This is a genomic window from Mycoplasmoides fastidiosum (genome assembly GCF_024498275.1).
Lineage (GTDB): Bacteria > Bacillota_I > Bacilli_A > Mycoplasmatales > Mycoplasmoidaceae > Mycoplasma_N > Mycoplasma_N fastidiosum.
The window spans coordinates 823,312-838,943 of sequence record NZ_CP101809.1; the positions used below are offsets into that span (position 1 = coordinate 823,312).

Sequence of the window (15,632 nt, forward strand, 5' to 3'; positions counted from 1 at the left end):
CAAACTTATTTTATGACCAGACCGGAATTAATCAAATTCATCGAACAATCATTAAAAAATCGCAATTATCATGTTAAAATTACCGAGGATAAATTGGATTTACCGATTCGAGATTTACAAATTGATAGTTTACTAGCCTTTTCGATTATCACTGATATTGAAAAAAAAGTGGGTTATCAGGCTGATGATCAGGAATTAATGAAGGTTAAATCCTTAAACGATTTATTAAAGTTGTTTACCAAATAAAACTCATTTGGTATTAATAAAACTTAGTGGAATAGTACCCAAGTGGTTGAAGGGGAAGGCTTGGAAAGCTTTTAGGTAGGTAACACTGCGCGCAGGTTCGAATCCTGTCTATTCCGCCAGTTTTTTAGGGGTATAGTTCAACGGTAGAACAGCGGTCTTCAAAACCGCGTGTTGTGGGTTCGAATCCTGCTACCCCTGCCATTTTTTAACAGAAGGAATTATCACAAGTTCCTGACTAGAATAAAAAAACCAAAAAAATAAGCTGAATTTTCAGCTTCATTTTTTTGGTTTTTTTATTGGTTCAAATTTAAGTGCAAGCAGAGAACTTATTTTTGGTTAGCTAAAAAGTTTTCGATTGCTTCTAAAATTTCTTTTTCGCTCGTAGCGTTTTTAATACCCACAATTTTAGCTTTGTTGTGGGTATCAAATTGACTTAGCAAATGGGTTTGGGTGATAATTAAATCAGCAGTATTAGTCATGGGTTTAGCCCCACCAACTGATAAAGCTTCCACTTTAGCACTGACTTTTTTATCACGCAAAATTTTTTCAACTTTTAAACGAATCAGCATGGATGTTCCCATCCCTGCACCGCATGCAACAACAATGTGCATATAAAGCTCCTTATTTTTTGATCGGTAATAATTATATTTTAATTACAATTTTATTTTTAATTTAATAAATAATTTTTTAACGTGAAATTACTGGGATATTATTTAACGGTTTTCTGGCCATAATAAGCATTAGCCCCATGTTTACGAAAATAATGCTTGTCCTGAATGTACTGGGTAATTGGTGGGGTTTGGGGATTAATTACTTTAGTTTTTCACGCCATTTCAGCTACGGCTTCTAAAGTAATCGCTGTATCTAAGGCCTTTTTTAAATTAGGACCCCAACAAAACGGCCCATGATTAGCAACTAAAATCCCAGGAACTCCTAGCGGGTCCAAATCTTGAAACCGTTCTAAAATTACGGTTGCAGTATTGTGTTCGTATCCGGCTTCAATTTCGGCTTGGGATAAAATCCGGGTAATCGGTACTGAACCATAAAACACATCCGCATGCGTGGTACCAAAACACGGAATTTCTTGAAGTGATTGGGCTCAAGCCACTCCATTAATTGAATGGGTGTGAATAATTGCTCTAACTTTACCCTTTCATTTTCGATACAGTTCTAAGTGGGTTGGGGTGTCAGAAGACGGGTTTAATTCACCTTCAATGATATTACCATCTAAATCAATTACCACCATGTCCTCAGGACGCATTGTTTGATAATCAACTCCACTAGGCTTAATTACCATATACCCAGTTGCTTCATCATAAGCTGAAGCATTGCCCCAAGTTAAAACGACTAAACCATTATGAACCAAAGCCATATTGGTATCATAAACTGCTTGTTTTAATTTTTCTAACATAATTGATAACCTGCTTGTTTTAATTTATCAGCAACAAATTCATAAGCATGATTTAATCGCGCCATTTCTTTTTCATAGTCAAAAATTTCGTCTTTAGGTGCTCACATCTCGGCTAGGAAATGACCCGTATAATTTTGATCAGCTAAAGTTTTTAAAAGTTTCACATATTCCACATTACCAGCTTCTCAAGCTAGATCACGAAAAACATTTGGTAAAGTCGATTTAATGTGCACTTGTAAAAAAAACTGGACATTATCACTTAAATCCTGTTCGGGACGATCAGTCCATTGACTTAAATTACCAATATCAGGATAGATTTGTAAGTACGGGGAGTTAACTAAATCAACATACTTCCGACACCGGGTTGCTGTACCTAAAAATGGGGTGTCCATTGTTTCAATTCCTAAATAAACCCCCGCTGCAGCGGCTTTTTGCGCAATTAGTTTTAAATTGGTTGCAAATCATGCTTGAGTTTCAGGAGTACTTGGTTCATAAAACACATCATACCCAGCTAATTGAATAATTTTAATGTCTAAAATTTGACAGATTCGTAAGGCTTTTTCCAGCATTCGCACACTATGTTCACGAACCACCGGATCAGAGCTACCTAAAGGGTATTTACGGTGACCTGATAAACAAAGTGAACCAAACCGAAACTGGTGTTGATCCAGAAAATCTTTTAATTTAATCCATTCTTGATCTGATCAATCTAACCGTGCTAACCGGGATTCTGATTCATCAATTGACAACTCTAAAAAAGCAAACTGGGCTTGTTTGGCTAACAACACTTTTTGTTCTAAAGTCAATTGATCATGTAAGGCTTTTTCGTATAAACCTAATTGTGTTTTGATCATACTAGTTTAAATATTTAGAAAAATCAATTCCCGAAATTAATTGATAAATTTCGGCTTCTGTTTGGCATTGTGCCATTTTGTTGCCCATATCTAAATCATCAAATAATGCAGCAATTTGAGGTAAAGCCACTGCCACATGAAAATCAGGAGTGATTGATGATAAACAAATTAAAACTTGAATTTTTTCGGTGCCAAATAAAACTGGTTCTTTTAAAGTTAATAATGCAAAACCATTATCTAAATTATAAGGTCCAGAAACCGCATGGGGCATCGCCACGTTTTCGGCCACTAAATAATATGGCCCTAATTCTTCAGTCGCTTTAATGATTGCATCAGCATAATCAGGTGTAGTCATTTTAGCTTGCACTAATAATTGCACCACCTGGCGCACAGCATCTTGTCAATCAGTTGCGGTTTGTTGTAATGCTAAAGTATGGTTGTCACGTAAAATTGCATCAAAAGTTTTGGATAAATTTTTATTCATTGTCATTTCCTTGAATAAGAAGCAAAAACTTTTATTGTTACAATGTCTGCAAATGATGTGACATCTGACAATAAAAGTTTTTCAAAATTAATAATTAAAATTAGGAATTAGGGGATTCTTCAACTTCTGTTACTGAAGAAGCAGTTAAAACTTGGGGAGTTTTAGCTCAACCCAACTTTGTCATTAGCTGGTGGAAAGAATTGTATAAAACAGTTTGTTTTTCTTCATCATGGTATTTGATGAATTGAGCTAACACTAACAAAATTACAATTCACAAGCCAACTCATAAATAAGCTAGTTTTGCATCTAATCCCATTAAAGCAAATAAGAAACCAAAGAAGAAATTCGGATCAGACATTCCGTTATAACCCACACTAAACGGTGATGAAAGGGTTGGATTCACTGCTTGAGCTGTAAACAACTGATTAACAGAATATAATCCAGCTGTAACCATGAAAATTTCTAAAATGGCAAACAAGAACGGCACAATAATGGCTGCTCGGATTCCCCCTGATTTATTAGCATAAATTCCCATTGCTCCGGAATTGAAAAACAAAGTAATGAAGATCGGTAAAACAATTGGGAAACTCCGTTGGGTTTCAATTGGTAAAGCTCGAGAAATACCGTATAAAATCGCTACTGAAACAAATTGACCAACTGTTCCAGAAATAAACCCAATTGTTACAGAAGATTGACCATAACCAAAAGTTGCAGCAATATCTACACCCACAGTTGCATCAGGAATTAATCGACTACTAATTCCTGTAAATGATTGTTGTAATTCGGTAACAAAAATACGTACCCCATAAACAATCACTAAAATAGAACCAACAATACGGAAAATTCCGTATAAGAAACCATAGAATCAGAATACTCCGCCTCCAGCTGACCAGTTACTTAAGTTTCCAGTTTGGTTTTGAATCCCAAAATTAGCTGCGGTGTTAGTTACATAAGTACCCGCTTCAGCATTTCAAACTCAGAACCGGGTTTCATCACTAGCTGCAGAATACTGAATCACAAGGATAAAAATTAGGAATAAAAGCGAAATAATTAGGGTTTGAGTGAAGATGTTATCTTCAAAAATGGATAAAAAACGGGGTAAACGTAAGTTCTCAGCATCATCTTCAGCTCGACCAAAGTATTTACCCACTTTATAAGCTAAACCAATCCCCAACATTTGTTGGTGACCAACAGCAAATCCGGCGTTTTCAGTGACTTTTTGGGTTGCATAATAGTTAAATGAAGAACCATAGGCCCAATAAACCCCTGAAGTTATCCCAGCTAAAACTGAAGTTCCCCAAAAGGCTCCTGCACCCGAAACACCAGAAAACAAGAAAATTAAGTAAATGACAACACTAAAAATACCTGCTTGCTGGATCATAATGTGTCCAGTTACAAAAATAGAACGTAAATTAGTGAAGCGTTTAGCAGCAACTAAAATGATATTTAAACCAAACCCAAAAACAAGGGCTAGATAAATGACACTAACAATGTCATCACCAGTAATACCGTTTTGACCAAAGAATAAATTAGCTGAAGTTTGGCCAAAATACGGGTCTAAAGGAACAACACTTGTTGATGAATTATTCCCACCTAAATTGCTTAATGCTAAAAAAATGGGGCGAGCGGTGTTAATTAAAATGCCTGAACCAATCGTCAGAATTAACATCCCGATAAACCCTTTTACAAACCCTAAAAACACATCTGTAAACGGACGGCGATCAAGTTTGTAACCAATGGCAATTAAAATCCCAATTAAAACCGGACCAAGACCAATGAAGTTGTTAATTAAGGCTTTGACAAACACTTGGTTTGCCGCATCACCTCATTGACCTGTGGTACCACCAATAATTAAGAAGGCGATTAGCCAACTTAAAACAAAGATCACAAATAGGACTGGTGCAAAATACTTGCCATATTTTTTATAAAAAGCAGTATTTTGAAAACTATCACGCCATGCTTTAATTCGGTCATGTAGGGGACCAAAAAGCGAAAAGCGTTTTCGTGATCCAGAATTATTATTAGTTTCAGAATTCATCTTTTAAATAACGACTTATCGTTTAATTTTTAAATTGACAACTGCAGTTGTCAAAATTAGGCTAGTTAACTTTACGGAAACGTAATCATTCCCGTGGATTATCCACCATAAATTTCTGAATGTCAGCCTTAGCCACACCTACTTCTTCAAGTAACGGAATAAAGCGAGTAATTAAGTATTTCATTCCTAAAGCAAAAACATCACCACGTTCTAAGGAGTAATTTGTTTGATAATAACAACGACCCGCATCCATGGATAATAAAATTTGGTTGGCAAAAGCGGGGTTTTGCTGTAATAACCAGTGAATGTTATCTGCTAGGACACTATCGGCATAATATTTTACCCGATCCGGACCATCAAAACAAATATTTACGCCTAACTCTAAAACTTTTTTGTAATAGTAACGATCAGGATTTTTATTTAAGTGGCATAAAGCAATACTTGATGGATCAGCTCCGTGACCAATTAGGATTTGTGCAGCTTCATAGGCCATAGTACCTAATTGACAGTGGACAATAATTGGACAACCAGTTCGTAAATGAGTTTTAGCTGATACTTCTAAAGATTTCATTTCAAACGGATGAATCATTGCATATCCGGTTCCCGCTTTAATTAAGCCTGCTTTGTGTTTAGTACGTTTCACTACAGGTCCAGCATAAGAATAAAGATCCATGCCTTCTTCAATTTCGCGAACACACATATCAACCACATCGTCCACAGGAGTAACTGCTAAAAAAGAAATTTTAGTGTCATAAAAGTGGGCTTTATGAAACCCAGTTAACATTAAAATGTGTCCTTTATCTTTAAAGGATTCAGCAATTTCTAACATTTTTGGCACATTTCGACCACAACCAATTGGGTCACAACAAACCAAACTCTTACCGCCATTGTCTAATCATTCTTGAAATTCCGCTTTTCCAGCCGGAACTGAGTCCATTAAAAAATCTTTGTGTTCACGAACTTCAATCCCGCCAGAACGAATTAAGTGTTCATGGCTGTTAGTAAAGCCCAATTCTTCAGGTTTAATATCACCCAAAACAGTCCGAATAAAATTTAGTTTTTCGCGTTTTTGACTATGCATACTTCTTGATTATTTGCCTTTCATTTGCTTTTAATTTGAAAAAACAGCATTTAATTAAAGAAAAATAGTTCCTTGTTTTATTAAAAAATAAAAACTTAAGCAACCAAATTCACAAATAATTATAGAACAGAAGCATGACCCAAATCATCAAATCTGAAAAAGTTGTAAAAATCTGATTAATCAGATTTTTCTGAAATCTTCAGGATTTTTACAAATTCAAAATTTTTTTGGGTATTATAAAAGAAAATTGTAGTTCTTTAGTATTTTTCTAAACTAAAAACCCGAAAAAAATGATTATAAAATAACGAAAATCTCAATGAACAAAAAAACACCATCTTCTAATTCTGCTAAAACTAGCTCAAAAACTAAAACAAAAGTTGTATCCGCAGCTAAATGTGATATTCACCAAGTAAATACCCGTTTCGCCTCTGATATTCACAAAACCACCCAACGTCGACCTTTATTACAAATTGCCTTAGATACTTTAAGTATTCATGAAGCCATTCAAGCAGTTAAAGCTGTTGAACCTTATGTTGACATTGTTGAAGTTGGCACCATCTTACTTGCTTCTTCAGGAAAAAAAGCAATGTTTATTCTAAAAGCCGCTTTCCCAGACAAAATTATTGTTGCCGACATGAAAATTGCGGATGCGGGAAGCATTTTTAGCAAAATGGCCTTCGATTCTAGTGCTGATCTGGTGACTGTGATTTGTGCAGCTGATTTAAATACAATTAAATCTGTTTATAAAGAAGCTCAAAAATACCCTCACAAACCAGAAGTGCAAATTGAATTAACTTGTGATTTTACTGCTAAAGATTTAGCTGATTGACGTAAAGCTGGAGCAACCCATATTGTTTACCACCGTTCTCGCGACGCTCAAGCAGCTGGAAAAGAATGAGGCAAAGAAGACTTAGTAAAAATCCAAGAATTACATAAAGCTGGTTTTAAAGTTTCCATTACTGGTGGTCTAAGTCATAAAGACGTGAAATTATTTAAAGATAGTAGTCCAACTATCTTTATTGCTGGACGCACCATTCGGGGACCAAAAGCTGCGGTTGAAGCTAAAGCATTTGTTCACGAAATTAATAAATATTTCTGTCAATCCTAAGATCATCAATTAAAAGTTAAAAATTAGAGAAATTAAAAAGCCTGTTCCGGATAAACCTAAAATTAAAAACATTATTCCAACTGCTAAAAAGACTTTTTTCCGTAACCCAAGTTTTTGACCATCAATACGACTAATGCGTCAAATAAATCCACTAGTTGCTAGTGTTAATAATCCAGTTAATGCAGTTACACATACAAAGCGTTCTTTTCAGTTGTATTTAAAGCATTAGTGAACGAATAAGGATTGATGTTTTCTAAAATTGGTGCTAAGTCTTTTAGGTGATCCAAATTAGTGGTTGGATTATCTAAAAATTCAATGATCGCTGTCATCTCTGGTGATGGCGGTCTTATTTCGTTTGCTTCATGTGATTTTGCTTCATCAGTGTCAACTTGATGCAGCAATCCTTTTGCTAGTTTAGACTCTAAACTAATTCCTAAACGGTTTAGAACATTAACTAGTTTTTCGCGAAGGTTTTGATAATGTTCTTTGATGTGATTTTCTTGCGCACTATTAAAGTTTTCTACCAATAAACCAGTTAAATGCTGCAGGAAATTAGTTTTAAATAATTCAATGTTCTCGGCTAAAGAATTAGTTAAAAAATGTGGATCTGATTTGGTTTGTAAAAAAGTTGCACTAATAATTTGATCCCGCAATCCCTGGTTTTCTTCTTGCATGAAAAATTCATATTGTTTGGGATACTCATTACCAAATTGTTCAATTAGTTGGGTTTTAACCGCTTCAATTGCAGTCTCGAATTGTTGATTTTCTCAGAAAAACTGAATGGGGAAAACCTTGGCATAACTTCTTGATAAATTAGTTCCTACTAAATTAATTTGGGTAATCAAATTAATATTATCATTATCCGTTATTGCTTGAAGAGTTCGATATTCTAATAAATTATTTTTATTATCATAACTGAATTGTTTCCTTAAAAACTCTGGATCATTAAACATTTGAATAATATCCAAACCTTCACCATCAGCTAAATTAATTTCTTGTCAAATTGGAACTAATTCGGGTGCTTGATTTAATAAATTTAAGTTAATCGGATTGGGTAAATTTAAAATTAAATGATATTCTTCAGTAAAAGTTTGATATCACTGAAAATCACCAACATTGCCTAAACTAATTTGATAATCAATCTTGAAAAATAAATTATCATCTACTGAAACACTATCATCAGGTTCACCATTTTCATTAACTTTTTGCACATTATCAATTACAAAGCTAAAAGGTAAAATTTTAAATAACCGATCTGTAATTGCTGTTGGTATAAAACTGTCTTTAGTTAAAACAAAATTAGGTATATTTAGATCAATGGCTGGATCAATTTTGAAAAAATTTAAAAAATTTTCATTGATAATTTTTAAAATATTTGTAAGTAAATTTTTAACTACTTCTTCAAAATCACCTTGATAAGCAAAATTATTAGCTAGATGAGATAGTCAAGCGTTATTTTTCTTTAATACGTATTCAAAAGAGGGATTAGTATTTTTATCTCTTGAATAATTAATTCGATAACCAATAAAACTTAAATCAGGAAATTCCTGGTTGTTAAAACTAAATAAATCAGCATTTGATAAATTTAAATTTCAGTCGTGTTCAGGATCGGTGATTTGATAATCAGGATTAATTTCTTTAATTAATGAATTGAATTGATTAATAGTATGATCTTGAAATAAATGACTGAAATTAGAATTATTACCTTCAAAATTTTTTAAGTATTTTAGATCTTCTTGGTATTGTTTTTGCAATTTTTGACTAAATGAATCAGCAATTTTGTTTCAGTTAGCTGCTGTAGTGAGAATTTCACTTTTATTTTTAGTTGTTGTTAAAGCATCAACCAAATTAGCATAACTAGACTTATCTATTGATTCATCATAAACAATTTGTGGTTTGAAATTTTCAGGAATTTTTTGATATCAACTCATTCCTAAATTGCTGTGATGATTTCCAACAATTTTAGATTTCTGATTGTTCTCAACAGCAGATCCAATTAAAAAATTAGTGTAATTATTCAACAATTGATTAACTGTTGTTTTAATGAAATTCACTGGAGCTGTATTAATCACTTCATCACTTGATTCAGCAAGATTTTGTTTGGAATCTTTTAAAGAATAATTATGATAAGGAATAAAATCTTCAACAGTTTCTTCGCGTTCTTTTTGAAAAATCGGAGCAATTAGATTGCGATTAATAAATGTTTTTAAATTAGCAACTAATTGATCATAATAATTAGCTGTATCAGGATTAGTTACATCAGTAATTTTATTTAGAAGATAAGTTAATGCCTTGTCTTTTCATTCAGTTTCTGATCTAGGATAATAGTTATGAATCTCTTGAAATTTAGTGCTAAAAAAATCATGAATTTTACTAATTGCACTAGCAATTTGTAAATTTAATTCATTATCATCATAATGTTGCACATTTTCTTCTTCAGCATAATAGTGAAGATCTATTTCGTTATCATGAGATTGGTGTAAATTAGTTGTTAAAGAATGGGTTAAATGATAATGTGGATTATTAAATCCTAAAAACATTAAAAAACCACTTACTCAAAAGACAATAGAATTTAAAAAATATCTAATTATTTTTTTCACTTTATTTTCGCTGCAATTTATTAATTAAACAATTAATAAAAATAACTATTCATAACAACCATAATGATAAGCATGTTAAAAATTTATCAGTAATAAGCTTAAAAGCAAATCAATTGATATAAGCTTTTTTTAAAATTTTTAAAAAAATAATGAATTAATTTTATCAGTCCATTTCAGTTTATATTTAAATTCTTCTTGAACTAATTAACCTTTTTGCATTTTAAATTTGAGAATATAAAAAGATGAATTGATAACAATTCATCTTTTTATTAAAATATTCAACTAAGAAATCAATCTATCCTGCAGCCATTAAAGAAATTAAAAATCCAGAACCACCAAGACTTAATAATAAAATAGTAATTCCAACTGTTAAAAAAATTCCTTTACGTAAACGAAATTTTTGACCGTCTAATCGACTCACTCGTCAAATAAAACCAGAGGAAATTAATGACATCATAAAAGTTAAACCACTAACAGCGTATAATGAAACTCTTTTAGTTGTATCAAAAGTTTTTGCAAACAAGTAAGGATTAATTTTTTCCAATAAAGGCGCAAATTCTTTTAATTTATCCACATTATTATGTGGGTCATCCAAAAAATTAATAATTGCCACTAATTCTGGTGATGGCGGTACAATTTCATTTACCTCTAGGGATTTTTGTTCTTCGTAATTGATTTGATTCAACAATGATTTAGCTAAATCAGAATCTAAACTAATGCCTAATCGGTTTAAAACTGAAATTAATTTTTCACGCAACCCTTGATAATGTTGATAAATCTCACCCCGTTGTCCACCATTAGGATTTTGAGTAAAGAAATCTTCAAAATATTTAAGAAATTTTTCTTTAAACAATTCAACGTTTTCTTCTCAAGAATTAGATAAAAATTCTGGATTATTTTCAATTATAGATAATGCTTCATTTATGATTTGATCCCGCAATCATTTATTTTCTTCGCGCATGTAATATTCATACTGTTCGGGATACATTACTTTAATTTGTTCTTCAATTTGGTTTTTTAATAACTCAAAATCATCATCCAGATGTTTAAAATTAAAAAAATCAGCTATTGGCAATTCACTTTCATAAGTTCTGGTTGCATCGGTTCCTAATAAACTTAATTTAGTTGTTAGAATAACTTTTTTTCCTCATAATTTTAGCTCTACTGGTTCATATTTAAAGCGAATATCAGTATTTCCATAGTCAAAAACCTTAGATAAAGCTTCTGAAGATTTTAATGAGTCAGCAGTTAAATCATTTAAGTCGTTATAACTTCATATTGGCACAAAATTTGGAGCAACATTTAAAAGATCTATTATTTCATAGCTGGGGAATATTAATATAGTTTTTCCCTCTTTGTAAAACGTTTTATATCAATTGAAAGAATCTTTGTTACCAAACTTAATTTCAAAATCAGTTGTGAAATGTAATTCATCAGCTAGAGGTTCATTCAACATGGTATAAGCACCATAATGAAATTCTCGAAATAGATTTGTAATTTTAATTTCAAAAGGTAGAATTTTTTCTAATTCTTGAGTAATTTCTGTTTTTTCAAAATCTTCTACTTCAAAATATAAATTAGAATTTCTTAGATTAATAGTATCCTTGATTTTGAAGAATTTTAAAAAATTCTCAGAAATTAATTTGGTGGTATTTTCTAAAATGCTTTGAACATTAGTTTCAAAATTACCAGTATAAGGTAAATTTGTGACATTAGAGCCTAAAAACGCATTATTATATTGCAAAACATAACTGAAAGATGGTGATTGGTTTGTAGATGTTGAATAATTAATTTTTTTTGATAAGACTTTTATATTAGGATAAAGCACTTTGTTAAAAGCAATTAAATCAATTTGAGAAAAATTTAAATTTCAGAAATAAGTAGGACTTGTAATTCGATATTTAGAATCAATTTGATCAACTAAATTATTAAATTTTTCAATGGAACTATCCGTAAAAAGACGACTAAAAGTTGCCGCATCAGATGAATTAATGCTTTTTAAATATTTCAAATCTTCAATTTGTCGTTGATTTAACTTTTCATTAAATTCTTCAGTTTTTTTGTTTAATTCAGTCGCATTTGTAATGATCGAACTGTTTTGTTTAGTTGTTGTTAACGCATCGATTAAATTTAAATAATCTGACTCAGTAAATGATTTATCATAAATTATTTTTGGTTTTAAAGAATTAGGAATTTGATCATATCAATCCATTCCAAATTCATTAAGAAAAGGTAAAACTTTAAATTTTTTATCATTTTCACCAATTAAAAAATTGACAAAATTGCTTAAAAACTTCTTAACCTTATTTTCAATCTCTTGTGGAGAAATTGTGTTGATAATGTTATCGTTAATAATAAAATTTTGATTATTTTTTCAATTACCTGTAATTTGATAATTGGGATGAGGGAGATAAGTATCTGTTGGTTCATTTTGTCGGGTTTTAAAAATGCTAGCACTAAAATTTTGATCAATTATTGTTGTTAAATTTCTAACTAGTTGATCATAATAATTAACAGATCCAGCTTGAATTGGATCAGTAATTTTGTATAAAAGATAAGTAATTGCTTGATTAACACGATCTGAAGATGATGTTGGATACCGATATCGAATTTGTTGGAACTTGTATTTAAAATGCTCATGAATCTTTTGTAAAGATTCTTTAATTTCTATTCCAACTTTTTCGACCGATAAACCTTGAGCTATATTTTCGGTATTTGCTTCATGACGTTGCAGCTGTTGATTGACAGGATTAAATAGACTTGTAGACCTAGCACTAACTCCATGATTTTGATTAGTGATTCCTGCTAGAGTTGATGTGCCCACAAATCAAAAGAGTGCGGAACTAAATAGCCGTTTTGCTATTTTTTTCACATTTAATCCTTTCAATAACTATCCACTTTAAAAATGATAATTAATATTTGAGGCAGTTTAAAACGACTTTTTTAATACTAAATATATTAACAAAAGCTCAATGTTATAAATATAAATAAAAAATTTAATTTTAATAAATTAAACAATATTTTTATTTTATCAATCAAAATTAATTTAATGAAAACTTATTCTGAAAAACAAGAAATTATTGATTTCTAAATAACTAGTTTTGCAGTCAATTAACTGGCTGCTAGTAAAGAAATCAAGAACCCAGAACCACCTAGACTTAATAACAATATGCTAATGCCGATTGCTAAAAAAATCCCTTTTCTTAATTTAAATTTTTGACCATCAATCCGACTTACCCTTCAAATAAAACCAGAAGAAATTAATGACATCATAAAAGTTAGAGTACTAACTGTGTACAAGGAAACCCGCTGGGTTGTATTGAAAGTTTTAGCTAATAAATAAGGATTTAATTTCTCTAAGATGGGCGCAATTTCTTTTAATTTATCAATGTTGGTATCAGGATCATTTAAAAAATCTAAAATAGCAGCTAATTCTGCTGATGGAGGAATGATTTTGCCCTCTTCTAGTGATTTGTGTTCTTCAAAATTAATTTGGTTTAATAGAATTTTGGCTAAATCTGAATCCAGACTAATACCTAATCGATGTAATACAGCAATCAATTTTTCACGAATATTTTGGTAATGTTCATGAATTTTACTGTGTAAAGCATCTTGATCACTTTGGGAGAAAAAGTCTAAAAATCCTTCTAAAAATTTTTGACTGAACAGATTAATGTTTTCTTCAAGAGTGTTAGTTAAAAAACTTGGATCAGATTTGGTTTGTTCAAGCGCTTTTGAAAGTAATTCATCCCGCAATCATTTATTTTCTTCACGCATGTAATATTCATACTGTTCGGGATATTTATCTTTCAATTGTTGTTCAATATGATCACGAATTAATTGCAAAGCATTATTGAATTGTTCACTATCTAAAAGACCACTTATAGGTAGTTCAGATTCATAAGTTTTAGAAAGTTCTGAACCATTTAGAACTACTTCTGTAGTAATAATCAATTTATCCTTGTTCGGTTCAGCCTTAATAGCATGATAAGCAAAAGCAGCATCAAAATTTTGGTAATTAAAATTATTAGTTAAAAATTCTGGATCTTTTAAAACATCATTGAATGATCCCAAATTCATTTTAGATAAATTATCAAAATCTAAAATAGGTGGTAATTCTGGTGCTTCTTTTAGTTTTTCAAGAGCAGCATAATTAGGAACTTTCAAAAATGCGTGATAAGTTTCATTGAAATGAGAGTATCAATTAAATGGCGCTCCACTACCTAAATTAATAGAGTAATCGACTCTAAAAAGAAATTCTTTTGGTTGTAAATTACCAAAATAAGTTGGATTTTGACGTTGCACATTTTGAATTTGAAAAGAAAAAGGCAAAGATTGTTCTAATTGTTGAACAATATCTGTTTTCTTAAGATCATTGGGATTCAATGTTAAATCAAAAGATTTAAGATTAGCAGATTTATCCAATTCAAAAAATTGGGAAAATTTTTGATTCACTAATTGAACTGCTGTTTTCAAAATTTGATTTCCACTTTCAGTAAAATCACCTCGATAAGGAAAATCACTAGTGCGAAAAGAAGCAAAAGCATTATTGAATTTCAAACCGTATTCAAAAGATGGCATATCTGAAGAACTAGTTGAATAATTAATTTTTTTAGAAACTAATTCAATTCCTGGATAATCATGGTTGTTAACAGAAATGAATTGAGCATTTGAAAAATTAAAATTTCAAAAATTTTCTGCATTTGTAATTTTATATAATGAGTCTACTTGTTCAATTAAAGCATTCAAATTGTTAACTGAATCATCTTTAAACAATTTAGTGAAAACAGAATTTGTGTCACTATTAATCTCATTTAAATATGCATAATCTCGAGTTTGTTGGGAATCCAAGGCATTATTAAAAACACTAGTTAGATTTTGTAAATTAGTTGCATCAGTAATAATAGTACTGTTATTTTTAGTAGTGGTTAAAGCAGTGATCAAATTTACATAACTAGTTTTATCAAATGATGTATTGTAAACATAACGAGGTTTTAGATTATCAGGAATTTTGTTGTATCATCCCATCCCAAATTGATCATTATTTAATTGATAAGTTTTTAGAGGAAAATTATCATCACTGTCATAATAACTACCATAGTCTTTATCAGTAGTTAAAAAACTAACTAAATTTTTTAATAAACTATTTGTTGAACTGCGAATCTGACTAGCTCCTGCGGTATTGATTAAATTATCTTCTAAATATTGATTTCTCTGGTAATCATCTCCTCTGATGGATTTGCTATTGTTATCATTTAATTGCACTCGATAACTTGGAAAAGGAATTCCATCTTCCTTAGATTTATCCTGTTTAGAAGCAAAAATACGGGCATTAAAATTCCGGTCAATTAAAATCTTTAGATTAGTTACTAATTGATTGTAATAATCTGCTGTTTCACCATTATTAGCATCAGTAATTCGGGATAAAAGATAAGTAATAGCTTTACTGGTTTGACCTGATTCTGTATTTGGATAAGTTCTATTAATTTGTTCAAATTTGCGTTCAAAAACAGCATGAACCTGTTGAAGCGCATTTGTGATTAACACTTCAATTTCTTCATCTGTTAAATTTTTGGCATCAGTCATTTCAGTTTTTTGTTGATATTGAAACTTTTGAATGACTAGGTTTGACAAAAGATTTTTTGGGGTGTTAATTTTTTGATTTTGTGCGGTCAATCCAACCCCAGTGGATAATCCAACGAATCAAAAAAGTGCAGAACCAAATAGCCGTTTTGCTATTTTTTTCACATTTAATCCTTTCAATAATTATCTCAATGATCAGATGATAATTAATTTTGAGGCAACTTTAA

At 31.0% G+C, this 15,632-nt stretch carries 11 protein-coding genes and 2 tRNA genes; 4 read left to right on the top strand and 9 right to left on the bottom strand.

Annotation, left to right across the window (positions count from 1 at the left end; all coding sequences use genetic code 4):
* The first annotated feature begins 12 nt into the window (after nt 1-12).
* The 3 genes from NPA10_RS02855 to NPA10_RS02865 all read left to right on the top strand — a co-directional run bounded on the left by NPA10_RS02855 (nt 13) and on the right by NPA10_RS02865 (nt 447).
* Nucleotides 13-246 carry a phosphopantetheine-binding protein gene (locus NPA10_RS02855; protein WP_256547206.1) on the top strand — a complete coding sequence of 78 codons (234 nt, stop codon included), beginning with the start codon at nt 13-15 and terminating at the stop codon, nt 244-246.
* Between the two features lie 28 nt (nt 247-274).
* Nucleotides 275-365, top strand: a tRNA-Ser gene (locus NPA10_RS02860).
* Nucleotides 366-372: 7 nt separating this feature from the next.
* Nucleotides 373-447: transfer RNA gene (locus NPA10_RS02865), tRNA-Trp, on the top strand.
* Between the two features lie 125 nt (nt 448-572).
* On the opposite strand, the gene NPA10_RS02870 is transcribed toward NPA10_RS02865, so the two are convergent.
* The 6 genes from NPA10_RS02870 to NPA10_RS02895 all read right to left on the bottom strand — a co-directional run bounded on the left by NPA10_RS02870 (nt 573) and on the right by NPA10_RS02895 (nt 6,114).
* Entirely contained in the window at nt 573-857 is a 285-nt protein-coding gene (locus NPA10_RS02870) for a PTS sugar transporter subunit IIB (protein ID WP_256547207.1), read from the bottom strand.
* Between the two features lie 98 nt (nt 858-955).
* Nucleotides 956-1,657, bottom strand: a complete 702-nt coding sequence (araD, locus tag NPA10_RS02875; RefSeq protein WP_307291850.1) for an L-ribulose-5-phosphate 4-epimerase AraD — start codon at nt 1,655-1,657, stop codon at nt 956-958.
* The gene (locus NPA10_RS02880) at nt 1,651-2,511 is read right to left on the bottom strand and encodes an L-ribulose-5-phosphate 3-epimerase (RefSeq protein WP_256547208.1); all 861 of its coding nucleotides are present in this window, start codon (nt 2,509-2,511) and stop codon (nt 1,651-1,653) included. The genes araD and NPA10_RS02880 overlap by 7 nt, the downstream gene beginning before the upstream one ends.
* 1 nt (nt 2,512) lies before the next feature.
* A complete protein-coding gene (locus NPA10_RS02885) occupies nt 2,513-2,995 on the bottom strand; it encodes a PTS sugar transporter subunit IIA (protein ID WP_256547209.1) in 483 nt (160 codons plus the stop codon).
* Between the two features lie 100 nt (nt 2,996-3,095).
* Complete coding sequence (locus NPA10_RS02890; RefSeq protein ID WP_256547210.1) at nt 3,096-5,033, bottom strand: PTS ascorbate transporter subunit IIC; 1,938 nt, start codon at nt 5,031-5,033, stop codon at nt 3,096-3,098.
* A 61-nt stretch (nt 5,034-5,094) separates the two neighbouring features.
* Complete coding sequence (locus NPA10_RS02895) at nt 5,095-6,114, bottom strand: phosphotriesterase family protein (RefSeq protein WP_256547211.1); 1,020 nt, start codon at nt 6,112-6,114, stop codon at nt 5,095-5,097.
* Between the two features lie 316 nt (nt 6,115-6,430).
* Between NPA10_RS02895 and NPA10_RS02900 the strand changes: the two genes are divergently transcribed.
* Nucleotides 6,431-7,222: a 3-dehydro-L-gulonate-6-phosphate decarboxylase gene (locus tag NPA10_RS02900; RefSeq protein WP_256547212.1), complete on the top strand. Its 792-nt coding sequence runs from the start codon at nt 6,431-6,433 to the stop codon at nt 7,220-7,222.
* 185 nt (nt 7,223-7,407) lie between these two features.
* On the opposite strand, the gene NPA10_RS02905 is transcribed toward NPA10_RS02900, so the two are convergent.
* The 3 genes from NPA10_RS02905 to NPA10_RS02915 form a co-directional block, all read right to left on the bottom strand.
* Nucleotides 7,408-9,822, bottom strand: a complete 2,415-nt coding sequence (locus NPA10_RS02905; protein ID WP_256547213.1) for a hypothetical protein — start codon at nt 9,820-9,822, stop codon at nt 7,408-7,410.
* A 295-nt stretch (nt 9,823-10,117) separates the two neighbouring features.
* Nucleotides 10,118-12,694 carry a hypothetical protein gene (locus NPA10_RS02910; protein ID WP_256547214.1) on the bottom strand — a complete coding sequence of 859 codons (2,577 nt, stop codon included), beginning with the start codon at nt 12,692-12,694 and terminating at the stop codon, nt 10,118-10,120.
* A gap of 239 nt (nt 12,695-12,933) precedes the next feature.
* Entirely contained in the window at nt 12,934-15,570 is a 2,637-nt protein-coding gene (locus NPA10_RS02915) for a hypothetical protein (RefSeq protein WP_256547215.1), read from the bottom strand.
* Between the last annotated feature and the right edge of the window lie 62 nt (nt 15,571-15,632).